At 72.8% G+C, this 24,136-nt stretch carries 18 protein-coding genes and 2 pseudogenes; 6 read left to right on the top strand and 14 right to left on the bottom strand.

All coding sequences use genetic code 11. From position 1 onward, the window contains the following. Positions 1-398: 398 nt before the first annotated feature. On the bottom strand, positions 399-1,760 hold the full coding sequence (locus tag QA802_RS39195) for a molybdopterin-dependent oxidoreductase (RefSeq protein WP_334533292.1): 1,362 nt from the start codon (positions 1,758-1,760) through the stop codon (positions 399-401). Positions 1,761-1,874: 114 nt separating this feature from the next. Here QA802_RS39195 and QA802_RS39190 point away from each other — a divergent pair, with 114 nt between their 5' ends. The 4 genes and pseudogenes from QA802_RS39190 to QA802_RS39175 form a co-directional block, all read left to right on the top strand. Next, positions 1,875-3,218: a hypothetical protein gene (locus QA802_RS39190; RefSeq protein WP_334533290.1), complete on the top strand. Its 1,344-nt coding sequence runs from the start codon at positions 1,875-1,877 to the stop codon at positions 3,216-3,218. An 83-nt stretch (positions 3,219-3,301) separates the two neighbouring features. Then, positions 3,302-3,601 carry a hypothetical protein gene (locus tag QA802_RS39185; RefSeq protein WP_334533287.1) on the top strand — a complete coding sequence of 100 codons (300 nt, stop codon included), beginning with the start codon at positions 3,302-3,304 and terminating at the stop codon, positions 3,599-3,601. Then, positions 3,559-3,666 (top strand): annotated as a pseudogene (locus QA802_RS39180) (TetR family transcriptional regulator); the annotation flags it as partial. The gene QA802_RS39185 and the pseudogene QA802_RS39180, both read left to right, overlap by 43 nt. A 51-nt stretch (positions 3,667-3,717) precedes the next feature. Further along, positions 3,718-3,882: pseudogene (locus QA802_RS39175) on the top strand (helix-turn-helix domain-containing protein); the annotation flags it as partial. 71 nt (positions 3,883-3,953) lie between these two features. On the opposite strand, the gene QA802_RS39170 reads toward QA802_RS39175, so the two are convergent. After that, the gene (locus QA802_RS39170; protein ID WP_334533284.1) at positions 3,954-4,631 is read right to left on the bottom strand and encodes a HemK2/MTQ2 family protein methyltransferase; all 678 of its coding nucleotides are present in this window, start codon (positions 4,629-4,631) and stop codon (positions 3,954-3,956) included. A 399-nt stretch (positions 4,632-5,030) separates the two neighbouring features. Further along, on the bottom strand, positions 5,031-5,471 hold the full coding sequence (locus QA802_RS39165) for a hypothetical protein (protein WP_334533281.1): 441 nt from the start codon (positions 5,469-5,471) through the stop codon (positions 5,031-5,033). 242 nt (positions 5,472-5,713) lie between these two features. Between QA802_RS39165 and QA802_RS39160 the strand changes: the two genes are divergently transcribed. Next, positions 5,714-6,199: a cation:proton antiporter regulatory subunit gene (locus QA802_RS39160; RefSeq protein WP_334533278.1), complete on the top strand. Its 486-nt coding sequence runs from the start codon at positions 5,714-5,716 to the stop codon at positions 6,197-6,199. 30 nt (positions 6,200-6,229) lie between these two features. Here QA802_RS39160 and QA802_RS39155 read toward each other — a convergent pair whose 3' ends face one another. The 5 genes from QA802_RS39155 to QA802_RS39135 all read right to left on the bottom strand — a co-directional run bounded on the left by QA802_RS39155 (position 6,230) and on the right by QA802_RS39135 (position 12,441). Continuing rightward, complete coding sequence (locus QA802_RS39155; protein WP_334533275.1) at positions 6,230-7,315, bottom strand: PucR family transcriptional regulator; 1,086 nt, start codon at positions 7,313-7,315, stop codon at positions 6,230-6,232. A 142-nt stretch (positions 7,316-7,457) separates the two neighbouring features. Beyond that, complete coding sequence (locus tag QA802_RS39150) at positions 7,458-8,720, bottom strand: cation:proton antiporter (protein ID WP_334533272.1); 1,263 nt, start codon at positions 8,718-8,720, stop codon at positions 7,458-7,460. A 756-nt stretch (positions 8,721-9,476) separates the two neighbouring features. Continuing rightward, positions 9,477-10,112: a ScbR family autoregulator-binding transcription factor gene (locus tag QA802_RS39145; RefSeq protein ID WP_334533270.1), complete on the bottom strand. Its 636-nt coding sequence runs from the start codon at positions 10,110-10,112 to the stop codon at positions 9,477-9,479. A gap of 174 nt (positions 10,113-10,286) precedes the next feature. Further along, on the bottom strand, positions 10,287-11,522 hold the full coding sequence (locus QA802_RS39140; protein WP_334533268.1) for a cytochrome P450 family protein: 1,236 nt from the start codon (positions 11,520-11,522) through the stop codon (positions 10,287-10,289). Positions 11,523-11,757: 235 nt separating this feature from the next. Beyond that, the gene (locus tag QA802_RS39135) at positions 11,758-12,441 is read right to left on the bottom strand and encodes a ScbR family autoregulator-binding transcription factor (protein ID WP_319169218.1); all 684 of its coding nucleotides are present in this window, start codon (positions 12,439-12,441) and stop codon (positions 11,758-11,760) included. Between the two features lie 339 nt (positions 12,442-12,780). Here QA802_RS39135 and QA802_RS39130 point away from each other — a divergent pair, with 339 nt between their 5' ends. Next, on the top strand, positions 12,781-14,676 hold the full coding sequence (locus QA802_RS39130) for an acyl-CoA dehydrogenase family protein (protein WP_334533265.1): 1,896 nt from the start codon (positions 12,781-12,783) through the stop codon (positions 14,674-14,676). Positions 14,677-14,713: 37 nt separating this feature from the next. Here the strand turns inward: QA802_RS39130 and QA802_RS39125 are convergent, their stop codons facing one another. The 6 genes from QA802_RS39125 to QA802_RS39100 all read right to left on the bottom strand — a co-directional run bounded on the left by QA802_RS39125 (position 14,714) and on the right by QA802_RS39100 (position 24,047). Continuing rightward, complete coding sequence (locus QA802_RS39125; protein ID WP_334533263.1) at positions 14,714-15,820, bottom strand: NAD(P)/FAD-dependent oxidoreductase; 1,107 nt, start codon at positions 15,818-15,820, stop codon at positions 14,714-14,716. A gap of 267 nt (positions 15,821-16,087) precedes the next feature. After that, positions 16,088-18,286: a beta-L-arabinofuranosidase domain-containing protein gene (locus QA802_RS39120; RefSeq protein ID WP_334533261.1), complete on the bottom strand. Its 2,199-nt coding sequence runs from the start codon at positions 18,284-18,286 to the stop codon at positions 16,088-16,090. Between the two features lie 184 nt (positions 18,287-18,470). Next, positions 18,471-20,555 carry a glycoside hydrolase family 127 protein gene (locus tag QA802_RS39115; protein ID WP_334533259.1) on the bottom strand — a complete coding sequence of 695 codons (2,085 nt, stop codon included), beginning with the start codon at positions 20,553-20,555 and terminating at the stop codon, positions 18,471-18,473. Positions 20,556-20,618: 63 nt separating this feature from the next. After that, on the bottom strand, positions 20,619-21,440 hold the full coding sequence (locus QA802_RS39110) for a carbohydrate ABC transporter permease (protein ID WP_319169323.1): 822 nt from the start codon (positions 21,438-21,440) through the stop codon (positions 20,619-20,621). Between the two features lie 29 nt (positions 21,441-21,469). Beyond that, the gene (locus QA802_RS39105) at positions 21,470-22,432 is read right to left on the bottom strand and encodes a carbohydrate ABC transporter permease (protein WP_334533256.1); all 963 of its coding nucleotides are present in this window, start codon (positions 22,430-22,432) and stop codon (positions 21,470-21,472) included. Between the two features lie 301 nt (positions 22,433-22,733). Next, positions 22,734-24,047: an ABC transporter substrate-binding protein gene (locus QA802_RS39100; RefSeq protein ID WP_334533253.1), complete on the bottom strand. Its 1,314-nt coding sequence runs from the start codon at positions 24,045-24,047 to the stop codon at positions 22,734-22,736. Positions 24,048-24,136: the final 89 nt, after the last annotated feature.

The raw sequence follows: 24,136 nt of genomic DNA, 5'->3' as shown, positions 1-24,136 counted from the left end.
GCACCCGCAGGTACAGGGCCCACGCGCGGTGGCCGGCCGAGGCGAGCGACCCCACGGCCGCGCGGTCGGCCGCCGCGTACAGCGGCAGCAGCACCAGGTCATGGACGAGCGCCGCGCCCACGAACCACAGGGCCACCGCGAACCAGTCGTCAGTCAGCAGCCGCACCCCCGCATATCCGGCCAGCGCGAACGAGCAGGCCAGCAGCAGCAGGGTGAACGGGCTGCCGATGACCTCCCCGCGCAGGGCCCGGGTCGTCTTCGCACGGGGCGCACGGCTGCCCGCCGCCGCACCGCGTCGCCTCGCAGATCGCCTCACAGATCGCCTCACAGGTGTCTCCTCACCGGGGTCCTCACAGCTCGCCTCGTGGCTGTCCTCACGGCTCGCCTCGTCGACGTCCTCACAGTTCGCCGAACGTCAGCCGGGCGACCCACTTCGTGTTCAGCACGCCGGGCGCCGCGGGCACGATGATCCGGGCCGGGAAGCCGTGGTCGGGGGTCAGCGGCTCGCCGTTGACGTCCAGGGCCAGCAGGGAGCGCCGGTCGCGCACCTGATTGGCGCGCAGCGCCGCCCGGCGGAAGGCCCCGCTCCGCTGGAGCGACTCCACCAGGACGTCGGGGGCGGTGTCCGCGTCGTGACCGACCAGTGCGGCGAGATCGCGCAGCCGCACGCCCCGCCACCACTGGTCGGAGGTGGACCAGCCCTCCACACACGCGATGGGCAGCGCCGCGCTGTGCAGCGGGAGGTCCAGCAGCTCCGCCCTGCTCAAGCGGACGGTTCCCGCGGGCCCGACGACGGTCAGCCGCCACACGTCCGCGCTCGTCTCCGCAGCGGCGATCCCCCGCGCGGCGGCCGTCTTGTTGATCTGGAAGCCGCCGGGCCCGCTGCCCGGATCCGCGCCCCCACGCGGTGCGAGGAGCGCCGTCCACCGTGCGAGCCCGTCGAAGCTCTGGCCCACCGTGGTGGCGAAAAGCAGCAGGGAACCGCCGCCGACCAGCCACAGCGCTCCCCGCCGCGTCACCGTGGGCTCCACGGGACGCGGCGCCACCAGGGAGACCTCCGCCGCACGGCCGGTCTCGTCCCGGGGGCCGTCGGGCACGTCCCGGGGGCCGCCGGGTACGTCCCTGGGGCCGTCGGGTACGTCCCTGGGGCCGTCGGTCTCGTGCCGCAGTCGGCGCAGATTACGGACGGCGGCCGGTGCGCGCAGCACCGCGTGCGCGGCGAACGCGGCGAAGAACACCCACGCCCCGTAGAAGTGCAGCGGGTAGAACGAACCAGGGAAGACGTAGTCCAGCTGGACGTTGAGGACGCCGGTGACGAACTCGAACAGCGCGCCACCGACCAGCAGGAGCAGCGACAGGCGCTCCAGCGCGTGGGCGAGCGAACGCGCGGGCGGCAGCGCGAACAGCCGGGGGATCACCGACCACAGTTTCGCCAGCAGCACGGGGATCAACGTGATGCCGAGCGTGACATGGACGCCCTGGTTGAGCCGGTAGAGCCAGGTCGGATCCGTCGGCCACGCGAAGAGGTAGAAGCCGAGCAGTCCCTTGTCCGGGGTCTTGTCATTGACCGGCGAGAGATCCGGGTTGTACGCGGCGTACGAGAGCAGCCCCGTCACGAACAGCACGGTGATCCCGCCGAGCAGCACGACACCGAGGACGGAGGTGAACCACGGCCCGCGCAGCGGGCTGCGCCAGAAGCGGGGAGAGGTCGGCAGGCGGGAGGATGCGGACAGGGACGACGGGGTGGGCAACCGTGACATGCGCCGACCGTAGGCCGGGCAGACCGGGCGACGGAGCCTTCGACACATGACGAAACTCTGACGTCCTCGGGCGCGGCGGTGTCGGCGTGCCTTTCGCGGCCTAGCGTTCCCCTTGTGAATCGTGATCATCTCCGTGACCTGGGCGCGACGGCGGCTGCCGCTCTGCTCGTCGCAGCCGCCGTGCTGGTGGGCACCGCGATCGAGCGGGAGCACGGCACCCTGCGGGTGAACTGGCCCCCGCTGTCGGCCACCTGGCAGCCGCACATCGGACCGGGCACCCCGGCGGCGATCGTCGTCGCGGTCGCCGTCGTCGCCTACGGTCCCGCCGTCGCGGCCCGGCTGCGGTGGCGGACGCTGCTCTGGTCGACGTGGGGCGCCACGCTGGCCTGGATCTGGTCCCTGGCGCTCGTCGACGGCTGGCAGCGCGGGATCGCCGGCCGGCTCACGACCCGGCACGAGTATCTGCGGGTCATCGACCGCTTCCACGACATCCCGGCCGCCCTGCGGGACTTCACCCACCACATCCTGCTCCAGTCCCCCGACAACTGGCCCGCGCACGTGGCGGGCCACCCGCCCGCGGCGCCGCTCACCTTCGTCCTGCTCGACCGGGTGGGACTCGGCGGCGGAGGCTGGGCCGGGGTCTGGTGCATCACCGTCGGCGGGTCCGCGTGCGTGGCGGTCCTCGTCACCGTGCGAACGCTGGTGGGCGAGGGCCTCGCCCGCCGGGCGGCGCCGTTCCTGGCGCTGGCGCCGGCCGCGGTGTGGACGGGAACCTCCGCCGACGGCTACTTCACGGCGGTCGCCGCCTGGACGGTCGCCTTCCTCGCCCTCGCGGTCAGCGGACACCGGCCGCGCCAGACCGGCTTCGCCGCGGGTCTCCTCTTCGGACTCACCTGCTACCTCTCCTACGGCCTCACCCTCTTCGCCGTGATCGCGGCCGCCGTCCTGCTGCTCGGCGGCCCGGGACGACTGCGGCCCCTGCCGTACGCCTTCGCCGGAGTCGCCGTCGTGCCGCTCGCGTTCACTCTCGCGGGCTTCGACTGGTGGGAGGCGTACCGGCTGCTGGTCCACCGCTACTACCAGGGCGCCGGAGGTGTCCGGCCCTACGGCTACTGGGTGTGGGCCAACCTCGCCTGCACGGTCCTGATCGTGGGTCCGGCCACGGTGGCCGCTCTGCGACGTGCCGGCGGCGCGTTTCCCCGGTCCCGAGCGCAGCTCGTGGACGTGCGGGGCGCCTCCCCCGACTTCCGTCTCGCCCTGCTGGTCGCCGCCGCGTTCGCCGCGCTGCTGATCGCCGACCTGTCCGGGATGAGCAAGGCGGAGACCGAGCGCATCTGGCTGCCGTTCGCCCAGTGGCTGCTCGCCGCGGGCGCACTCCTTCCCCGGCCCCGGCCGTGGCTCGCCGCGCAGGCCGTGCTCGCGCTGCTCCTCAACCATCTGCTGCTGACAGGCTGGTGACGCCGTACTTCGACACCTCTCCTCGGGAGCCGTGACGCCAGGAAACCACCGGCATTTTTGTGACCCACGTCACAAAGGAAACGATGCCGTTCCCTTGGCGTCACGGCTTCGCCGATCCCACCCAAGAGAACGACTTCGTTTCGCTCGAGGGGAGGGTGCACCACCGCCAGTCGGGAGGCAAGCCGCAACTGGTCCTCGCGGCCCTGCAGTTCCGCCGACCGACGAAGATCGACACGATCGACACCGGTTCGCTGCGCGGTGACCTGTACCCGCTGGCCGCCTGGCCGACGACCGGACGGTCGCGGGTGGCGTCGCACTGCGACTCGGCGTCGGCCACGCGATCTACGACAATCCCGAACTCCGCCGCACCCTGGGAGAGGTGATGCTCAACCCGGCCATCGACGACCTCAACGCCATCCTCCGGCGCGGCATCGACCGAGGTGAAGTCGCCCCGGACTGCCCGGCCTTGAGTGTGATCCCGCACCTCCTGTGCAGCCTCGCGGTCTGGGACGCCCACCGGTTCGGCCCCGCCAAGACCCTGGACACCCATGTCTACGCCCTGCGGCACAAGTTCGGGGACGCCCTGACCATCCAGGCCGTGCGTGGTGTCGGCTTCCGGCTGACGACCGGGCCCGAGACGTCCCCAAGACCCTGCGCGTCGTGACACTCCCGACGCGTCACTCCCCCTGCGTCACTCCTCTCGCGTCGCGTCTCTCCCCCCGCGTCGCACGGGCGTCACGCACGTTCGGCGCGGACCACCACCAGTTCCTCGCCGCGCTCGCCGCCCGTCAGCAGGCCCTGCTGGACGAGCCACCGGTGGCGGGAGCGCAGCACCGGGCCGTGCGGCACGGTGGCCCGGTCGGTGACCGCGGCGCGCAGCCCGACGTCCGCCAGTCGCCGCAGGGTGGCCCGGGTGTCGCACAGACTCGAGTGCACGAGCAGCAGAGCGCCGCCGGGATTGAGGACGGCGGGCGCCTCGGCGCAGATCCGGTCGATGAACACGCGCCCGTCCCGACCCGCGTCCCAGGCCCGCGCCAGACCGCGGCGTGGCAGGGCGGGCGACGGCACATAAGGCGGGTTGCTCACGACCAGGTCGTACGAGCGCCCCGACACGGCGGCGGTGAGGTCGCCCCGGCGGCAGCGGACCCGTTGGCCGGCCAGCAGCGCGTTGAACCGGGCGGTCAGCACGGCCAGCCGGGAGATGTCGACGGCGGTCACCCGGGCTCCCAGTCGTGCGGCCTCAACGGCGAGTGCTCCGGAGCCGGTGCCCAGGTCCAGCACCTCCGTGGCGGAGCCGAGGTCCTCACGGGACAGGGCACGCGTCAGCAGCCGGGTGTCCCACTGGGGCGTGTACACACCCGGCGGCGTGAAGGCCCGGGCCGGCGCCGTCGGCGCCCATGCTTCCGCCGTCATCGCGTTCTCCGTTCGGCAGGGCGCTCCCGGGACGGGGCGCGACTATCCGCCCCACTGAGTGCCCACTCGCCGCTGCTCCACACACACGCCCCTCAAGCCCCTCTACACCCCTGACGCGCCTCCCGGCAGCCCCGGCAGCACGTGTGAGCAGCGAAAGCCCGGGAAACCCGGTGGCGGTCGGCAGTCGGTACGGTCCGCCGCGCGTCCGTGCCCGATGGCGCCGGGCGAGGAATCGATGCCGGCCGGCGGGACCGGCCGGACCGGTGGGGGCCGGCCGGGACCGGTGGGGGCCGGCCGGACCGGTGGGGGCCGGTGGGGCCGGTGGGGCCGGCGTTCCGCGCGTGCCGGATGCGTGCCAGGTGCGTGCCCGGTCCTGACCTCGGGCCGCCCGCCCGCGGATCACAGCATGTCGGGCTCGTCCTCCGGGTCCGCAGGCGTGGTGACCGCGGACGCGAGACGACGGTAGGCGGCGCGGGCATGGCCGATCCTGGCGGCCGCCGTGCCGACGAGGGTCGCGGCGCACAGGCAGGTCAGCCAGAAGGTGTCACGGTGGCCGGTCCAGGTCAGGGTGCCGGCGGGCGGGACGGCGAAGCCGTTGAGAGTCAGCCAGCACAGCAGGGCCGTGCCGGGGGCGGCGGTGAAGCGGGCGCACAGCCCCAGCAGGCCCGCCAGCAGGGACAGCGCGGCCAGCGCGAGCCCGGGGCGGTCCGAGCCCACGAGCATGTTGTGCACCGTCACCAGTGTCAGCGCGCCGACGCAGGCGGTGGCCCACACCAGAGGAGTCGCGACGGGCTGGGGTACGGGCCTGGTGCCCTGCCTGAGGCACACCCACTCGATCACGTTCCACGCCTCCTTCCGGCCCCGTGCCGAAGGGACGCCGGCGGGCGGTGCGCCGGCCCCACGGCAGCGTGGACCTGAACACGGATTCTCCCATCCGGCCACCGGTGCGCCGAGCCCGGCTTCGGCCGTCCCCGACGCAGAAGTCGGCGACGATGAGCACGCCCGTCCCGAAGGAGGGCCCGCCAGCGCCTAGGCTGGGCCGACAACGATCGCAGCACGCTTGAACCGGACTGGGGGCAGTCATGGGGGCTCCGCGCCTGAGCAGTACGCCGTTGCCGGGCATCGGCGTCCGCTACGACCTGACCACACGGGAGCAGCGCCGTATCTCGGTGGTCGCGCATCGCGACGGAGCCCGGACGCTGAACGCCTACCAGGAGGACGATCCGGACGACTGCGCGCTGTCGGTGCGCCTGACCTCCGGGGAGGCGGCGGCGCTCATCGACGCGATGACGCCGACGCACCACAGTCCCAACCTGCTGTCGACCACCGAGCTGGGTCTGGTGGCGGAGCGCGTCGCGCTGACGGCGACGTCGCACTGGAACGGGCGGCTGCTCGGGGAGACGCGGATGCGGACCGAGACCGGTGTCTCGATCGTGGCGGTGCTGCGCCGTGCCGAGGCCATCCCGTCGCCGACCCCCCACTTCCGGCTGACGGGCGGGGACATCCTGATCGTGATCGGCACCCGGGAGGGCGTGGACGCGGCCGCGGCGATCCTCGAACGGGAGTGAGCCCGACGGCGTTCCGCGTTCGGGGACCGCTCAGGCCGGCCACTCCCGCTCAGTCTCTAGGAACGGTCTGGTCGGCCAGTCGAGCAGTCGGGCGCCGATGACCGCGGTCTGCAGTGTGTAGCGGTGGCCGGGGTCCGCGGGGTCGGCGCCGGTCAGATGGTGGACGCGCTCCAGCCGGTAGGTCAGGGCGCGCACGCTCAGCGAGAGCTGCCGGGCGGCGGCCGCCGCCACGCAGCCGGAGTCGAAGTACGCCGTCAGGGTCGTGATCAGCGGCTGCGCACCGCCGCGGGCCCGTTCGAGCGGCCCGAGGATGCTGTGGACCAGATCGACCAGGGCCTGCCGGTCCCGGGCGAGGACGGGGAAGACGAGCAGGTCGGCGGCGCGCAGCAGGGGCTCGTCGAGGGCCATGCGCTGGGCCACGTCCAGGGCGTTGAGCGCCTCTTCGTAGCTGTGGCCGATGCCGACCGGTCCGGGTCTCGGGCGGCCGACGGCGACCTGGATCTGCCCCAGGGCGGCGGCGTAGGCGTGCTTGGCGAAGTGGGTGAGGACCTCGTCCTGGTCGCCGGGGGCGATGCAAACCATCCGGCCGTGCTTGGTGGTGAACAGGATGCGGCGGTGCTCGAAGCGGCCGAAGAGTTCGTCGGCCACCCGGCGGGGGACGGGGTCCGTCTCGTCGTACTCGACGGGTCCCTCGGCCACCGCGACCGCGTGCGCGCGGGACAGGCGCAGCCCGAACCGCTCGGAGCGCGCCGCGAGTTGTCCCGGGTCCCCGCGCCCGTGCAGCAGGTCGTCGATGAACTCGCGGCGCGCGGCCTCCTCCTTGCGGATCACGAGACGCTGCGCGTTCTCGTAGCCGTCGGCGAACGCGTCCAGCGCCTGTTCGACGACGGTGAGGACGCCGGCCGGGTCGGCCCCCCGCGGCCAGCCCTCCCGGCCGGCGACGAGGTGGGCCCGGACGAGGCTGCGCCAGTCGTGTCCGGCTTCGGCGGCCCAGGCGCCGTGCTCCCGCCGGGACTCGACCTCCTCGCGGGTGAGACGGCGGCCGGTGCCGACGGCGTCGGCGAGCATCCGTTGGAAGCCGTCGAGGTAGGGCTCGGACGTGCTGCGGTCGGTCATGGCCTCCCCGTTCGGCGAGGACGTGCTCGCCTGCGGATTATCTCCCTGTCGCCCGCGGACGCCGCCGTCCGGGGGGTGGCACCGTCTCGCGGCACGCCGTCGCCTCGACAGCGCGCGGTCGCCTCAACCGTGCACGGTCGCCTCAGCGGCGCGCGGGCACCGCCCTGGCGGCCCCCGTGGTCCCGGCGCTCCCGGAGTCCGCGAAGTCGCCGGCGCCGCCGATGGCCTCGGCCGCCACCTCGGCGGGGGCGGCCCGCGACGCGGTGAGACGGCCGGCGAGGGGCTCGGTCCAGCGGGCGGCGAGCGGCCCGAGGATGACCAGGATCAGCACGTACGCGGTGGCCAGCGGTCCGATGCGCGGTTCGACGCCGACCGCGAGTCCGGCGATGACGATGGAGAACTCACCCCGTGCGACCAGCGTTCCGCCCGCCCGCCAGCGGCCCTTGACCGAGATCCGGGCACGTCGCGCCGCCCAGTAGCCGGTGGCGATCTTCGTCAGGGTGGTGACGGTGGCCAGGGCCAGGGCGGGGAAGAGGACGGGCGGAATGGCCGCGGGGTCGGTGTGCAGTCCGAAGAAGACGAAGAAGACCGCGGCGAACAGGTCCCGCAGCGGGGTGAGGAGACTGCTGGCGCCCTCGGCGACCTCGCCGGACAGGGCGATGCCGACCAGGAAGGCGCCGACGGCCGCGGAGACCTGGAGGCGCTGGGCGATGCCGGCGATCAGAAGGGTGAGGCCGAGGACGACGAGCAGCAGCATCTCGGCGCTGTCGGAGGAGACCGCGCGGCTGATCAGGCGGCCGTGGCGCAGCGCCACGTACAGGACGGCCCCTACGGCGCCCAGGGCGATCAGCAGGGTGACGGCGCCGCCCGCGAGGCTGACGCCGGCGAGCAGGGCGGTGAGGATCGGCAGGTAGACGGCCATGGAGAGGTCCTCCATGACCAGGATGCCGAGGACGACCGGGGTTTCGCGGTTGCCCAGCCGGCTCAGGTCTCCGAGGACCTTGGCGATGACTCCGGAGGAGGAGATCCAGGTGACGCCGGCCAGCGCCACGGCGGCGACCGGCCCCCAGCCGAGCAGCAGGGCCGCGACCGCTCCGGGGACGGCGTTGAGCACGAAGTCGACCGCGCCGGAGGGGTATTGGGTCTTCAGGCTGGTGACGAGTTCGGAGGCGCTGTACTCCAGGCCGAGCAGAAGCAGCAGGAGGATGACCCCTATCTCGGCGCCGGTCGCGATGAACTCCTCGCTCGCTTCCAGGGGCAGGATGCCGCCCTGGCCGAAGGCCAGCCCGGCGAGCAGGTACAGCGGTATGGGCGAGAAGCCCACCCGGCCCGCCAGGCGTCCCAGCAGGCCCAGGGCGAGGATGATCGCCCCGAGTTCGATGAGCAGGGCGGTGGTGTCATGCACGGGCGTCTGTCCTCCGTCGGTCGGGATCGGTGGTGGCGCGTCGGTCGGGATCGGCGGTGTGCGTGTGTGCTGTGGTCGCGGGGCGCGCGGCGGCGCCCCGGGCCTGCGGGAGCAGGGCGGATCGTTCGGGTGCCCGTGAGGAGCGCGGACTTCGCGGACGGTGCGCTCGCCGCCCCGGGCGCCGCACGGATCGGGCGGGCCGGCGCCGGCGGCGTCGAGGCGGTTCCTTGCCGGGACGCCGAGGGGGGCGGCCGGTGTGCGGGATCGGGGTGCGCGGTTCGTCCTGGCGGCCGAAGGGCGCGCCGGGCGGAGAGCGGCTTCGCGTGCGGGCAGTACCGGCCGCGGGTGGTGCGGACCCCGGCGTGCGGGCGGACGGACGTACGCGTCAGCGCTGCGGGGCGTCGCCCGGGCCGGTACCGCCGATATCGGGAACGCGGTCGCGAGCGGCGTTGTCGACGCGCACGGGGATGACTCGACCCATGGCACGCCCTCCCTCACGTCGGTGGCCGGACCGCCGGCCGTCGCTCCACGGCCGAACGCGTCGACGCCCGGCCAAATGTAAGCACTCGGTAAAGAATATTAGCGCAGGCATGGCTATCGCCTCACCGGAGAGTCAGGCGACGGCAGCCCGTGCGGGCCCGGTGCGCGTCGAGGAGCTGCCCGCCGATGCCGGTGACGACCAGGGCGTATGCCGACTCCGCTCCCCCCGGGGCGGTGCACGTGTGAGGGTCTGCCGGCGGAGCGTGCCTGACCCCGTCAGTCGACCGGCTGCTCCCTCGGCGTCCGCGGTTGCGGTGTCGTCGTGGCGTGGTCCGGCGAGTCCGCCAGCCGGGGCATGACGAACGTCCACAGCTGCGTCACGCGCTCCACGGAGAGCATGTCGCGGTCCGCCGCCCCCATCACCTCGAAGCCCGCCGTCGCGGCCACGATCACGGTCGTCGCCACGTCGGCCGAGACGCCCCGCGCGAGTTCCCCCTCGCGCTGCGCCTGCGCGACGAGCTCGCGCACCCACGCCTGCCACCAGCGCAGCAGCCGCGTTCCGTCCTTGCGCGAGGGATCACCGCTCAGCCGGAACCCCGCCCGGATCACGGGGTCGGCGACCACCGCCAGCAGCAGTCCGCAAGCCGTGTGCGCGAGCGACTGCAGCAACGTGTCGGCACGGCCGCGGCACCGTTCCGCGAGGCGCTGCGCACCGTCCGCCGCCGCTCTCTCCACCTCCGACGCCAGGTCGTGCTTGCTGGCGAAGTGAAAATGCAGGGCGCCGTTGCTCACCCCCGCCCGTTCGCTGATGGCGGGCAGGGACGCTCCGGCGTACCCCTCGGCGGCGAACACCTCGGCCGCCGCCAGGACAAGGGCCTGGCGGGTGCGGACCGCCCGAGCCTGCTTGACCATCAGGTCTTCCTCCCCAGCCTGCATGGACGACGGGGGTCCGCGTCCTGCGTCCGGCAAAACGGGGAGAGCATCCCACCGGAGCGCCGCCGAAGTAAACCGTGCGTTCGGTATCTTCGGCCCACGGCCCACGGCCCCTGCCCGTCGGCCGTCGACACCGAAGGGACGATGTCCGGTTCAGGCCTGGCCGGGAGCGAGCCGGACGGGAAGCGATCGGTAACTGTTCATCAGGAAGCTGGGCAACGGCAGGAGTTCGTCCGGCGCGCAGGCGAGTTCCATACGGGGGAAGCGCTCGAAGAGCGCGGCGAAGGCGCTCTCCGCCTCCACTGCCGCCAGCGGCGCCCCCAGGCAGCGGTGCGGCCCGTGGCCGAAGCCGAGGCCGTCGCGGTCCTTGCGCAGGACGTCGAACCGCTCGGCGTGCGGCCCGTAGCGTTCCGGATCCCGGCCCCCCGCCGCGAAGTTGACGAGGATGGCCTCGCCCTTGCGGATCAGCACGCCGTCGAGATCGATGTCCTCGACGGCGAACCTCATCGGCGAGTAGGCCCCGGGGGTGTGGACCCGCATGGTCTCGGCGGCCACGTCCTGCCAGGTCGCCCGGCCGGTCCGGACGTGCTCCAGCTGCTCGGGCCACCGCAGCAGCGCGCCGACCGCGTTGGTGATCAGGGCGGCCGTGGTGTCCTGCCCGCCGGCGATCATGAGGAAGAGGGTGCCCAGCAGCTCCTCCTCGGTGAGCCGGTCCTCCTGGTCACGGGCCTGGATCAGCAACGACGTGAGGTCGTCGCCCGGTTCGGCGCGCTTGGCCTTCACCAGTTCCGACAGCCGTACGAAGGCCTCCAGACGGGCCGCCTCGATCTCCCGGCCGCTGATCGTCGTCCCGAAGACCGTGTGCAGGGCCGCGCACAGGGCGTCGGTGTCCTCGCCCTGCGCCACCCCGAACAGTTCGCAGATCACCCGCATCGGCAGCAGCTCCGCGAACGAGGTTCGCAGGTCCACGGGCTCCCCCGGCCGGTTCGCCGCGAGCCCGTCGACGAGTTCGGCCGCGATCTGCGCCACCCGTGGCCGCATGGCCTCCGAACGCCGCGTGGTGAACGCCCCCGCCACCAGCCGGCGCAGCCGGGTGTGCGAGGCGCCGTAGGCGAAGAGCATGTTCTCGTTGATCACCCAGGGGTACAGCGGCCACTCCTCGGTGATGCGCCCCTCGATCAGCTCCGGCCAGTGCCGGCGGGCGTCCTTCGACACCCGGGGATCGGTCAGCAGCCGCTCCACCTCGCGCTGCCGCAGCACCGCCCAGGCGATCACACCCCCGGGCAACTCCACCCGCACGGCCGGGCCTTCGGCCCGGAGCATCGCCGCCTCGCCGGCGAGATCGCGCCCGGTCACGTCCAGGGCGTAGGGGCAGGCCTTCGTATCCATCTCGAACTCCCGGGGTCGGTCCTGCACTGTGGGCATACGCGTGGTCGGAAGACAGGGGCGCTGCCCCACCTCTCGGCCGGGGACGCGGGACCACACCCTTGGACAACCGTTCGCCCGGACCCCTCCCCCTGCCGCCCCGCCCTCAACCACCGTCCCGCATGCGCCTGCCCTACCGGAGCCCACCCGCTCACGCCCGCCCCGCCGGACGGCCCTCACCGGGACCGGGCGGCACCGGTCATCCGGCGGCCCGGGGCTGCCCCGTCGGCCAACTGGCCTGCGCGGCCTCCTCGTACACTCGGGCGCCCCGGTCGGCGGACGTGTCCAGCTGCAACAGGACGGCCGGCACGGCGACCCCGGCCAGCAGATGCCGCTGAAGGTCCGCCACTCGCTCCGGCAGGTCCGCGTGCCCCGTCATGATCTTGGAGAGCACCTGGACCCCGGTGAACGCGCCCACGAACATCCGCGCGGCGGCCGCCACATCGACGTGCGGCAGCAGTTCGCCGCGCTCCTTCGCCCGCCCCAGCAGATCCGCGTTGTGCGCGATCCAGCCGTTCATCGGCGCGCGCCGGTCCAGCCCGTCCGTCGGCGCCCCCTGGTCCACGGTCAGTCTGATGCTTCCCTGGACCAGCGGATCGCCCACCGACAGCAGATGCGCCAGGACGAACGCCTCGTCCAGCCCCTGCTGCAGCAGCAACTCCCGTGCGGGCACGGCCGGGACGGCGTCCAGCTGGCTGGCCAGCACGGCCTGCGCAAGCTCTTCCTTGGAGGAGAAGTGGAAGTAGAGCGCCCCCTTGGTCACGCCGGCCCGGGCGAGGATCTCAGAGATCGTCGCAGCCTCGTACCCCACCTCGGCGAACACCGCCGCGGCCGCGACGAGGACGGCCCGCCTCGTCCGGACGGCCCGTTCCTGCAGCGCCACGCTCCACCTCCGAGGTAGCTCCGGCGAATCCGGCTCGAAAATATACCGACAGGTCTGACTGCTGCCACCTCGCCACCACCTGTCCACCGCCGCACCCGCGCCCGGCCGACAATCCGTCCTGCGCGGCCCTCGAACCCACAACGGCCGGACCTGCACGGTGAGTTCGCCCCGCCCCCCACGAGCGCGCTCCCCCGGCCACCCACCCCTCAAAACACGCCATCGGCGGCCGGTCGGATTGCCGGTTTCCGACTTGATGAGAAAACCGGTAGGTCCGTATCTTTTTGCGGACGGCGCAACCAGACGTACCAGTGTGCGGATCCGCGACAACGGGGAGTGGTCATGGCGCTTCTGGCATTCCACGGCGCAGAGCGCCCCGCAGGGCCGCACCGCAGTGATCCCCGCCCCCTCCCCGGCGCGGCCGACGGCCCCGGTCCCGGCGACGCGGCGACCGTCCGCGAGCTGACCCGGCTGCTGTTCGACCAGGACGGCGAACGGGAGCGCGTGCACACCCCGTGGCGCCGTCTCATCGCCCGGGACGACTTCCGTCACCGGCCCGGCGTCACCCCCGAGGAGCGGGCCGCCCAGTCCTACGCCTGGCTGCGTCTGGTCAACGACCTGCTGGCCGACCCCGCGTCACTCGCGACCGACCCCGCCCTGCTCACCGCGCTGCACGAGTGGGCCGCCATCGTCGACGGGGGCGGCGGCCTCACCACCGTCGCCAGCATCCACTACAACCTCTTCCTCGGCAGCCTCCTCGACCACGACGACGAACCGTCGAGGGACCTGACCGAGTTCACGGCGCTGCGACGCACCGGAACCTTCCTGTGCACCGAGGTCGACCACGGCAACGACGCCTTCGCGCTCGAGACCACCGCTCGTCTCGACCCCGAGACCGGTGGGTTCCTCCTGCACACCCCGCACCCCGGCGCCGCCAAGTTCATGCCCAACACCAGCTCGCTGGGCGGCCCCAAGAGCGCCGTGGTCGCCGCACGCCTCCTCGTCGGGGACCGCGACCACGGGGTGTTCCTCTTCCTGACCCCGCTCACCGACCATGACGGGCCGCTCCCCCACATCACCGTCACGCCGCTCCCCTTGCGTCCCAACGCCCCCGTCGACCACTGCCTCACCTCCTTCGACCACCTCCCCCTGCCGCGCCGGGCCCTCCTCCAGGGCGACCACGGACGACTGGGTCCCGACGGCGTCCTCACCAGCAGCCTCGGCAACCGCCGCAAACGGTTCCTCACCTCCATCTCCCGGGTCACCGTCGGCAAGCTGTGCATGAGCGCCGCGGCCGTCGGCGCCTCACGCGCGGCACTGGCCATCGCCGTACGCTACGGCGACCAGCGGCACGTCAGCGGAGCCCGGCCCGGTCAGCGGCTGCCCATCAACACGCATCGCACCCACCACAGCAGGCTGCTCCAGGGCGTCGCGACCGTCTACGCGATGACACTGCTGCACCGCTCGCTCACCGCGCGATGGAACAGCTCCGACACCGCGGACCGTACCCACCTCGAACGTCTCATCGCGCTCGCCAAGGCCTGGATCACCTGGGAGGCGCGCACCATCGCGCTCGAGGCGCGGGAGCGCTGCGGCGCGCAGGGGCTGCTCCCCGCGAACCACCTCGCCGGCTTCTCCGACTACATCGAGGGGACCATCACGGCGGAGGGCGACAACCTCCTCATCACCACCAAGGCGGCCGCGGAACTGCTCCACCACCCGCCGACCCGGCCGGCCCCCGACGCCGGCCCGCCGGTCCTCACCGACCCCCATCACCTGCGCGACCTGCTCGCCCGCGCCGAACAGGCCTTCCACGACCAGGCACACCTGGCCCTGCGCCACGGGCCCTCGCACGACCCGCAGGCCCGCTGGAACACCGCGTCCGCTCCCGCCCTGCTGAAGGCTCAGACCCACATCAGGCTGCAGGCCGCGGACGCCCTCCTCGCCGCCCTGGCCGGCGCCACCCACGAGCCGGCCCGCCGCCTCCTCACCGAGGTCACCTCGCTGTACCTGCTCACCCACCTCGCCCCGCACACCGGCATACTCCTCGCCGACGGCCACATCGAACCGCAGCACGTGCACGGGTTCCCGGCCGCCGTCGACGCCCTCACCCACAGTCTCCAGCCCCGACTCGGCACCCTGACCCGGGCGTTCGACCACCCGCCCGAGTACCTCGACGCCCTGCCTCTCCTGCAGGAGCCCGCACCGCCGCGAGGGGACGTGGACGGCGAGACGTAGGGAGCCGGGACCGTGCGGCGGTGCCGGTGGACGGCCGTCAGGTGGCGGTGTAGCCGAGTTGCCGGCGCATGTACGGGGTCATGAGGGTCTTCGCCTTGGCCAGGACGGAGGTACGGCCGCCGAGCACCGCGCTCTCGCCGCCCGGCACGGGCAGCAGCGTCAGCCCGTCGGTCGGGCCGAAGGGCACGATCAGCGGCGTGCGCTGGAGCGGCCGGTACATGCGGGGCTCACGGCGGTGCCTGCCCGGACTCTGCAGATAGCCGCGGATGTTGTGGGCGGCGAGGTCGGCCTGGGCGAGCGCGGCAGGGGTGATCTTGAGTTCGGTCGCGTCGTTGACGTCGCCGACGGCGAACACGTCGGGCCACCCGTCGACCCGCAGCCTGCGGTCGACCTTGACGTGTCCGGCCGGGTTCAGCCAGTCGCCGAGTCCGGCCAGGCGCAGCCACAGCGTGTTGGGGGTGGTGCCGGTCGCCCAGAAGGAGAGGTCGGCTTCGAGAACGCCGCCGTGCGCGTCGCGGTAGGTGCCGAAGTCGTTGCCACGGGACATGAACGAGTCCAGACGCACCTCCACGTCGTGCGACTCGAGCCAGGCCTGCGCCTTGCGGCCGGCCCGTTCGCTGCCCGTGGCGTGCAGCAGCGCGGGCCCGGAGTGCGCGAGGGTGACCCGGGCGTCCGGGCGGGCCAGGCGTATCTCGGCGCTGAGCTCGACGCCGGAGGGGCCGCCGCCCACCACGAGGACATGGTCGGCGGTGGCGACGTCACGCTGGTGCCCGGCGAACGTCTTCAGCGTCTCCTCTGCGGTGGTCCCGGTGAAGCGGGCCGGCTCGGGGTAGTCGGCGCCGGTGGCGATCACCACCACGTCGTAGGGCAGTCGCTCGCCCGTGGCCAGGACGACCTGCCGTTCGGCGGTGTCGATGCGGACCGCCTTGCCGACCACGATCCGGCCGTCGCGCAGCAGCCGGTCGTACGGGATGAACGGGGTGAGCGACCACTCCGGGCGCACGCCGGCGCGGAGCGAGGCGATGCGGTGGAAGAACACGTCCTTGCGGTCGACCAGCGTGACCCGGGCCGTGGCGTCCAGCCGTTTCGCCAGGCGGACGCCCGCATAGCCGCCGCCGATCACCACTACGTCGCCGTCGCGCACGCGAGTCTCCTGAGCATGGGGGGATACGAGCGCCACGGTCGGGGGATCCGGTCGCTCGGACTGCCGACGAGAGTAGCGCTTGAAACCTAAAGTTCGCCGAAGGGGTTGTGTACGTTCCGTGAAGCCAGGGGTGGGGGCGGAGGGTGTGACAGGTGGCGAGGAGGTGGGCGGTGAGGCGGTGGGCAGGCACGCCTGTGGCTCGAGGGACAGGCCGTCCCTCGAGCCACAGGCGTGCCATCGGCCGGCCCTGCGCGGTGGGCTGTGCCGTCAGCGGCGCAGGTTCGCGGCGGTCGCGGCCGCGACGACGCGGTCCCGTTCGGCCCCCGTGAACCGGCCTTCGGCCTGCCAGACGTCGGCCAGGGACCGCACCGCCGCCAGGAACTCGGCGGAGGTCGCGAACGGCGCCTGCTGCCACAGGACGTCGAGGAAGGTCAGGCCGTCGCCGCGGGAGCGGTTCGGCACCCCCGAGTCGGACGTGCCGAAGACGACGACCGGCTCCACGCGCCTGAAGTAGGCGTGGTAGCGGGCGCCGTCCGCGACATGGAACGGGGCCAGGGTCAGCCCGTGCGTGGTGAAGTACTGCGGACGGCCCTCGGGGCGGACCGCGTCGGCCAGATCGCCCCGCAGCGTGAAGTCCTTGTAGAAGGAGAACTGCCGGAAGTCCGTCGCCTGACTCCGCGCGACCAGCAGGACCGGCCCGTGGAAGAGCGACTGCACGGACGGATCGTCCCCCGTCCGTTCGACGCGCAGACGGTAGGGCGCGGAGACGGTGACCCGGTCGCCGCGCCGCCACTCCCTGCGCAGCGTGAGGTAACTCCCGGGGACCGCCTGCACCTGCTGCGCGACCCCGTTCACGGCGACGGTGAAGCCCGCCGTGGCCCAGGAGGGGACCCTGAGCTTCAGATCGAGGCCGCCGCCGCCCTCGCGGAACGTCAGCGTGCGGACGCCTTCGGCCGGGTAGGCGCTCGTCTGCTCCAGGACCAGCCCCCGCTCCGGCCACCGCAGTGTCGAGGCGAGGTAGAGATTGACGTACAGCGCGTCCCCGAAGGCCGAGCGGAAGTACACCGAGTCCTGGTACTTGGTGTGGTTCTCCATGCCGGTTCCGCCGCAGCAGGTGCCGGTGTTGTCGTACTGGCGCACCGTCCCCGGGCCCATGCCGACGAAGTAGGTGACCTCCGGGCTGGTCGTACTGGACGTGTCCCGGCGGGAGGCCAGGATGTGGTTGGTCAGGCCGCGCTCGTAGTAGTCCATGTAGGCGGCGTCCGGCGCGTGGAAGAACAACTGACGGCTCAGTTTGAGCATGTTGTACGTCGCGCAGGTCTCGGCGTTGTCGTCGCCGAGGGTGGCCGTGATCGCACCGCGGGCCCGGAAGATCTCCCCTTTGCCGGCGCCTCCGTGGCTGTAGGTGCGCGGACCCACGACCATGCCCCAGAAGTTGCGTGCCGCGGCCGCGTACTCCTGTTCACCGGTGTGGTCGAAGAGCCGTACGTACCCGGTGAACTGGGGGATGTGCTGGTTGGCGTGCCGGCCGTCCAGGACGTCCCGGTCGTCGGCGCAGGCGTCCAGCAGGGTGGTGTTGTCGAAGCAGCGGGCGGCGGCGAGGTGCTCGGTCCGGCCGGTGAGCGCGTACAGGTCCGCCATCACCTCGTTCATCCCGCCGTACTCGCCGGCGATGTAGATCGACCACATGCGCTCCAGCTGCGCCTTCGGCAGCCGGCCGAGGCGGCTGTGCACCCAGTCGCCCATCTTCGAGGCGATGGTCAGCGCCTGCGCGTTCCCCGCCAGGGTGTGCGCGTCGAGCAGCCCGCGCATGATCTTGTGGCAGGTGTAGTAGGGCGCCCAGATGGTGGGGTAGGTCGTGTAGCTCTCCAGCAGGATGAACTGGGTCTCCGGGTAGGCCGCCAGAAAGCCTGGGTGACTCGGCTTCGGCGAGCCGTGGTCGGCCAGCGCCGCCTGGCACTCGCCCAGCGCGGTCACCAGGTAGTCGAGCTTGGTCTTGAGCGCGGCCTCACGGGTGTCGGCGTACGCCTGGGCGATGAGCGTGAGGAAGTGACCCCCGTAGTGGCCTCGCAGATTGCCGTCGGAGGTCTCCCAGCCGCCCGGTGGCCGGGCGCCGCGGGTGTCGAGCCCCGCGTTGGCCCGGAAGACGGCGAGGATCCGGTCGGCCGGGTAGGACCGGGCGTAGCCGAGCATCAGGTCGCGCTTGCGCCGGAAGAGGCCGTCGCCGAGTGTCACCCGGTCCAGGGCGAAGGGCTGGACGGCCCAGGTCGGCGGCACGGGCGCCGGGGCCGCGGTGGGGGCGGCCGCGGGGACGATGCCGCCGACGGGCGCGTGGGACGCGGTCGTCGCCGAGGCGGGCCGGGCGGCGGTACGGGCCGCCGCGGGTGTCGCGTGCAGCAGCGGCGCCGCGGCGGCGGTCCCGGCGGCCAGTCTCAACAGACCGCGGCGAGAGGGGGGTTGGGACATGCTCGGACTCCCATCGTGGGGGCGTGGGTGGTCGGTTCGGACGGTGGGGACGTCATGGCCGGCGCGGAGGTCGCCGGGAACGGGGGCGCGTCGTGTCGGTGCCGACGCCGGTTCGGTGCGCGCCGGGGTCGCGCGCCGGCGCGGCAGGTCCCGCGGCGCACGACTGTGCCCGGCCCGCGCACGTCTACCTCCCGGGCGGTTCGGTCGGCGGTCGCGTCGTCGGCAGCCACACGCGCATCGTCGAGGGGCCGCGGTTGGCCCAGGAGTGGTAGGGCACGAGGACGATGTCGGCACGCTCGCCGGCCGGTGCGGCGGCCTCCTCCAGCGGTGCGTACGGCCACCGCGTGTCGGCGTCGGACTCGGCCTGCCCGCCGCCGTCCGGGTCCGTGTCTGCGGCCGCGCCTGCTGCTGCGGGACCGGCTGTGTCTGCGGCTGCGGGATCGACCGCCTCCCCGGCCCTGCCGGACTCCGCCGCCGGTGCGTCCGGCGCCGCGACCAGCGCGCCGGACGCCACGACGGTGCCTTCCGGCCCGTCCTGCGGTGGGACGGACGGGTTCACCCGGACGGCGTCGACCTCGTGCCCCGGCGGGAGGTCGACGGACTCGGCGCAGTACACGAGCGGCCCGCGCTGCACGGCGGCGGTGCCGCGTACGGCGTCGATGCGGGGGTCGGGCGCGATCCACCGCGGGGTCACGGGCAGGTCCAGCCGTATCTCGTCGCCGGGCCGAAAACGCCGGGTGACGGCGGCCGTGCCCGGCGTGACGGCACGGCGCACCCCGTCCGGGTCGACCAGTGCGGCATCGGCGCCCGCCGCCCATGCGGGCACGCGCAGCGACAGGGTCCAGGGATGCTCCGGGGACCTGTCGATCCGTACGGTCACACTGCCGCCGGACGGGTAGTCGGTGCGCACGCGCAGGGCGACGTCCCGGCCGCCGGCGAGGGAGGTGGCGAGCTCGGCGTCGGCGTACTGGTGCAGTTGGACGCCGTCGTCGTCGGCCGTCGCCAGGTAGGCCGGCAGCAGGGCCAGGGTCCGCGCCACGTTGGTCGGACAGCAGGACACCGCGAACCAGGGGGCGCGCAGGCTCGATTCGGCGCGCGGGCTCTGCGCGTCGGCGGCGGGCACCGTGCCGCGGCGGCGTCGGTGCAGGGTGTTGGCGTAGAAGAAGGACCGGCCGTCCTCGGACGGGGAGGTCGCCACCACGTTGAACAGGGTCCGCTCGGCGAGGTCGGCGTAGCGCGGTTCGCCGGTGGCGAGCAGCAGCCGCCAGCTGAGCATCACGGAGGCGACGCCCGCGCAGGTCTCCGAGTAGGCGCGGTCGGGGGGCAGCACGAAGTCGTCGCCGAAGGCCTCGTCCCGGTGGTGGGAGCCCATGCCGCCGGTGAGGTAGGTACGCCGGGCGACCGCGGCGTCCCACTGCCGGACGACGGCGGTGAGCAGGGCGTCGTCGCCGGTCTCCACCGCCACGTCGACGGCGCCGGCCGCGAGGTAGAGGGCGCGTACGGCGTGGCCGCGCAGCGCGGTTGCCTCCCGGACGGGCACGTCGTCCTGGTGGTAGGCGCGGCCGAACTCCGTCTCCGCGAGGGTGTGCCGGCCGCGGCGGTCGACGAACAGCGCGGCCTGGTCGAGATAGCGCTGCTCGCCGGTGGCCCGGGCCAGTTCGACCAGGGCCGTCTCTATCTCCGGGTGTCCGCAGACGCGTTCGATGCCGCCGGGACCGAAGGCCGTGCACACGTGGTCGGCGGCGCGCCGGGCGATCTTCGCCAGCTCGCCCTCGCCGCGGGCCCGCATCTGGGCCACGCCCGCCTGGATCAGATGCCCGTAGCAGTACAGCTCGTGGCCCCATTCGAGGTCGCTGTACCGGGGTTGCTGACCGGGACGGCCGAAGGCGGTGTTGAGGTAGCCGTCCGGTTCCTGGGCGGGGGCGATGGTGTCGGTGAGTGCGGCGATCTGCGCGTCGAGGGCGGCGCCGGAGCCGTGGCCGGCTTCCCAGGCCATGGCCTCGATCAGTTTGTAGACGTCGGAGTCGGCGAACTCGCGGCCGCGCCGGTCCCGGTGGATCCGGCCTTCGACGGCGGCGCGGAAGTTGCCGGTCCAGCCGACGCGTTCCATCCAGTCGCGGCAGTGATCGAGTGTCGCGGCCCGGTTGATCTGTCGGCGCCGGGCCCAGAAGCCCCCGGTGATCCGGACCTCGTCGAGACCCAGTGGCCGCAGCCGGCCCCGGCTCGGGGCCACCGGCAGGACGGCTGACCGCGTCGTGTTCTCCCTCACCAGTTCATGCCTTCGGTTCGTCCTTTCGGTTGCCCGTCAAGAATGTTCGGGGTGGGCGGCGCCTCAGCCCTTGAGCGCGCCGGACATGAAGCCCCGTACGTAGTGCCGTTGCAGCAGCAGGAAGAGCAGGAGGCAGGGGACGGCGAGGACCACCACCCCGGCCTCGGTGGCGCCGTAGTCGACCGCGCCCATGCTCTGCTGCCGCAGGTTCGCGACGGCGAGCGGCAGCGGGGCCTTCTGGCTGTCGGAGATGAGGATCAGCGGCGCGATGAAGTCGTTCCAGGCCGCCAGGAAGGCGAAGAGACCCACGGTGATCAGCCCGGGCCGCACCGCGGGAAGCAGGATGCGGCGCAGTGCCCCCGCCGTGCCGCAGCCGTCCACGAGAGCGGACTCCTCCAGTTCGCGCGGCACCGCCTCGAAGGAGATCCGCATCATGAAGGTGGCGAACGGCAGTTGGAACATCGCCAGCACCAGGCTCAGCCCGAGCAGCGAGTTCTGCAGATGGAGCCTGCCGAGCAGCACGTAGAGCGGGATGAGCAGGGTGGCGTACGGAACCATGAGGATCGCCAGCGTCAGCAGGAACAGCAGGTTCTTGCCCGGGAACTCGAAGCGTGCGAAGGCGTAGCCGCCGAGCAGGGAGACCCCGAGTGTCAGGGCGACCGTGAGCAGGGAGACGAGGGTGCTGTTGCCGAGGTAGCGCCACAGCCCGGCGTCGTAGTCGAGCAGCGTGCGGTAGTTGCCGAGGCCGTAGCCGGACTCCTGCGCGGTGCCGGGCTGGGCGCTGACCGACGCCCAGGCGTTCCACAGCAGAGGAAAGAGGAAGATGACGGCCAGTCCTCCGGCGACGACGTAATAGGGCGTCCGGCCGAGCGCTCGGGTGAGCACCGTGGTGTCCCTTCTCCAGGCGGCGGGGGTCATGACTCGTCGGAGCGGCGCAGACCGCGGAACTGCACGGCGTTCAGCAGGAGCAGCGCGCCCAGCACGAGGATCGACAGGGCGGCCGCGGTGCCGAGGTTCAGCCGCTGGAACGCCTCGCGGTAGATGAGCTGCACGACGGTGACGGTGCTGTTGTCGGGTCCGCCCTTGGTGAGGACGAAGAACTGGTCGAACGCCAGCAGTGACCCGGTGACGCAGAGCAGCAGGGACAGGGCGAGGGACGGGCGCAGCAGCGGCAGGGTGATGGAGCGGAAGGTCTGGCCGCGGCTCGCGCCGTCCATCCGGGCCGCCTCGTACACCTCGTGCGGGATGCGCTGGAGGCCGACGAGGAGGATCAGCATGTAGAAGCCGGCGAACTTCCAGACGACGAGGAAGACCGTCGACAGCAGGGCGGAGGTGGGGGTGCCGAGGAAGGACACCGGGTCGTCGACGAGGCCTAGGCGTTCGAGGATGCTGCTGAGCGGTCCGGTGGTGGGGCTGTACAGGCCCCAGAAGAGCAGGGAGGCCGAGGCCAGGCCGACGGCTCCCGGCAGGAAGTACACCGTGCGGAAGAAGCCGGCGCCGGGGCGGGACTCCTGGACGAGCAGGGCCAGCAGGAGGGCCAGCCCCAGGAGGACGACGGTGACGATGGTCGTGTAGAGGAGGGTGAAGCGGACGGCGGGCCAGAACAGCGTGCTGTCCATGACGTCGGTGTAGTTCTCGGGGGCGTTGGCGCCCTGGTCCCCCGCGAGCAGCGGCCAGTCCTCGAGGGACATCTGCCCGACCAGCAGCAGGGGCAGCAGGAAGAACACGGTGACGAAGACGGCCGTGGGGGCGGCGTACCCGAGGCCCTGGATCCTTCGGGAGTGCCGGCGCGGTGCGGCGGTCCGGGGGCGGCGGGCGGGGCGCTGCGTCGGGGGCGGGTGCTCGGCGGTCGCCCGGTCGGGCGCCTTGACCTGCATGGCTCTCCTCTGCCGTGTGCGGTGGGGAGGGGTCGTGCGGGCGCGCGGCGTCCGGCCGTGCACCCGCGCCGTACCGGTCGGCCGTGCGCCTGCGCCGTTCGTCCGTGCCGTGCACCCGCGCCGTGCGCCCGTGCCGTTCGTCCGTGCCGTGCGCCCGCGCCGTTCGTCCGCGGCCGTTCGTCCGCGTGTGCTGTGCCGGTTCCGTGCGCCCGTCGTGTCGTGCCGGGTTCCGTGCGCTCGCGTCGTGGTGTGCCGTGGGATGCCGTGGGGCGCGTCGGATGTCGTGGGTCGTCGTGCCGGGTCAGTCGGCCAGGGAGGCGCTGACGGCCTTGTTGTCCTTCTCGAGGGACGCCCCGTCGCCGAAGACCGCGTCGCGCATCAGGGACAGCCAGGGCCCGTTGGGGTCGTTGAAGGTCTGGCCGAACTTCAGGGCGTACGGGGTGCGACCGTCGGCGACGAGCTGGTTGATGGCGACAAGACGCGGGTCGGCGGCGGAGTGCTTGTTGGCGGCGAGGTCGGTGCGGGCCACGACGTCCTTGTGCGCGGCGACCACGTTCACCTGGGCGTCGTCGCCCAGTGACCAGGCGAGGAAGTTCCAGGCCTGGTCGACCTTCTTGCTGGTGGCCGAGACGCCGACGGCGTCGCCGCCGACGAAGGTCGACTTGCCGCCGTCGGGTCCGGGGATGGGTGCGACGCCGAGGTCCAGGTTCTTGGGCATCAGGCCCAGCGTGGTCGACGGCATGGGCATGACCCCGACCCTGCCCTTGGGGAAGACGCCGGTCCAGGTGGCGCCGGTCTCGTCGCGTGCGCCGGGGGCCACGATGTCGTCCTTCACCCATCCGCGGTAGGTGTCGTAGACCTTCTTCGCGGTGGCGGAGTCGAGGTTGGCCCCGGTGCCCTCCTTGTTCAGGACCTCCTCTCCCCCGGCCCAGATGGACGGCCACCAGGTGAAGACGCCGCAGCCGCCGCAGTTGCCGCCGAAGAAGGTGCCGTCGACGCCGCCGCCCAGCGCGTCCACGGCCCGCGCTTGCCGGTCCCAGTCGGCGAGGGTGGCGGGCGGCTTCTCGGGGTCGAGCTTGGCCTTCCGGTAGAGATCCTTGTTGTAGAAGAGCACCGACAGATCCAGCGTGTGCGGCACGACGTACTTCTTGCCCTCGTACGTGCCGGCCTTGATGTGCGACTGGGCCAGGCTCGCGGCGAACGGCAGGGCGTCGATGCGTTCGGTGAGGTCGGCGAAGAGCTTGCTGGTGGTGTAGTTCGGCACGAACACCACGTCGGAGGCGAAGAGGTCGGGGAGGTCGTGGGAGCCGGCCGCGGCACCCACCTTGGCCTGGTAGTCGTCGGTGGGGACGACGGTCAGCTCGATCTTGTTCTTGTGACTGGCGTTGTAGGCCTTGACCAGGGCCTCGCTCTGCGGCCGGGTGGCCGCCCGCGTCCACATCGTCAGCGTGGCGCCGTCGTCGAGGCCCTTGGCGTCGGCCGGCCGGTCGGATCCGCCGGCGGAGTCGCCGTCCCCCGATCCGCAGGCCGTGATCAGGCTCGCGGCGGCGAGGAACGCGACGGCGCCGACGGCGAGTCTGCGAACGGGTCCACGTGGTCCGGTCGTGCTCCCCATGACGATCCCCCTAATGTGGGCTCTTCGAACGGAAAGGAACCGAAAAGGCTTTCTGAAAGCTAAGACCGGACTGACAGCTCGTCAATCCC

It is taken from the genome of Streptomyces sp. B21-105 (genome assembly GCF_036898465.1).
In the GTDB taxonomy this organism is placed as follows: domain Bacteria; phylum Actinomycetota; class Actinomycetes; order Streptomycetales; family Streptomycetaceae; genus Streptomyces.
The sequence above is the reverse complement of the archived record's forward strand: the minus strand, read 5'-3'. Positions and strand labels throughout refer to the sequence as shown.

Excerpts from the sequence above, each read along its gene's own strand:
- QA802_RS39170 (WP_334533284.1), bottom strand. The coding sequence starts at position 4,631 with ATGACGGCGGAAGCATGGGCGCCGACGGCGCCGGCCCGGGCCTTCACG.
- QA802_RS39195 (WP_334533292.1), bottom strand. The coding sequence starts at position 1,760 with ATGTCACGGTTGCCCACCCCGTCGTCCCTGTCCGCATCCTCCCGCCTG.
- QA802_RS39120 (WP_334533261.1), bottom strand. The coding sequence starts at position 18,286 with ATGTCCCAACCCCCCTCTCGCCGCGGTCTGTTGAGACTGGCCGCCGGG.
- QA802_RS39130 (WP_334533265.1), top strand. The coding sequence starts at position 12,781 with ATGGCGCTTCTGGCATTCCACGGCGCAGAGCGCCCCGCAGGGCCGCAC.
- QA802_RS39160 (WP_334533278.1), top strand. The coding sequence starts at position 5,714 with ATGGGGGCTCCGCGCCTGAGCAGTACGCCGTTGCCGGGCATCGGCGTC.
- QA802_RS39145 (WP_334533270.1), bottom strand. The coding sequence starts at position 10,112 with ATGGTCAAGCAGGCTCGGGCGGTCCGCACCCGCCAGGCCCTTGTCCTG.
- QA802_RS39185 (WP_334533287.1), top strand. The coding sequence starts at position 3,302 with ATGCCGTTCCCTTGGCGTCACGGCTTCGCCGATCCCACCCAAGAGAAC.
- QA802_RS39105 (WP_334533256.1), bottom strand. The coding sequence starts at position 22,432 with ATGCAGGTCAAGGCGCCCGACCGGGCGACCGCCGAGCACCCGCCCCCG.
- QA802_RS39140 (WP_334533268.1), bottom strand. The coding sequence starts at position 11,522 with ATGGATACGAAGGCCTGCCCCTACGCCCTGGACGTGACCGGGCGCGAT.
- QA802_RS39100 (WP_334533253.1), bottom strand. The coding sequence starts at position 24,047 with ATGGGGAGCACGACCGGACCACGTGGACCCGTTCGCAGACTCGCCGTC.
- QA802_RS39155 (WP_334533275.1), bottom strand. The coding sequence starts at position 7,315 with ATGACCGACCGCAGCACGTCCGAGCCCTACCTCGACGGCTTCCAACGG.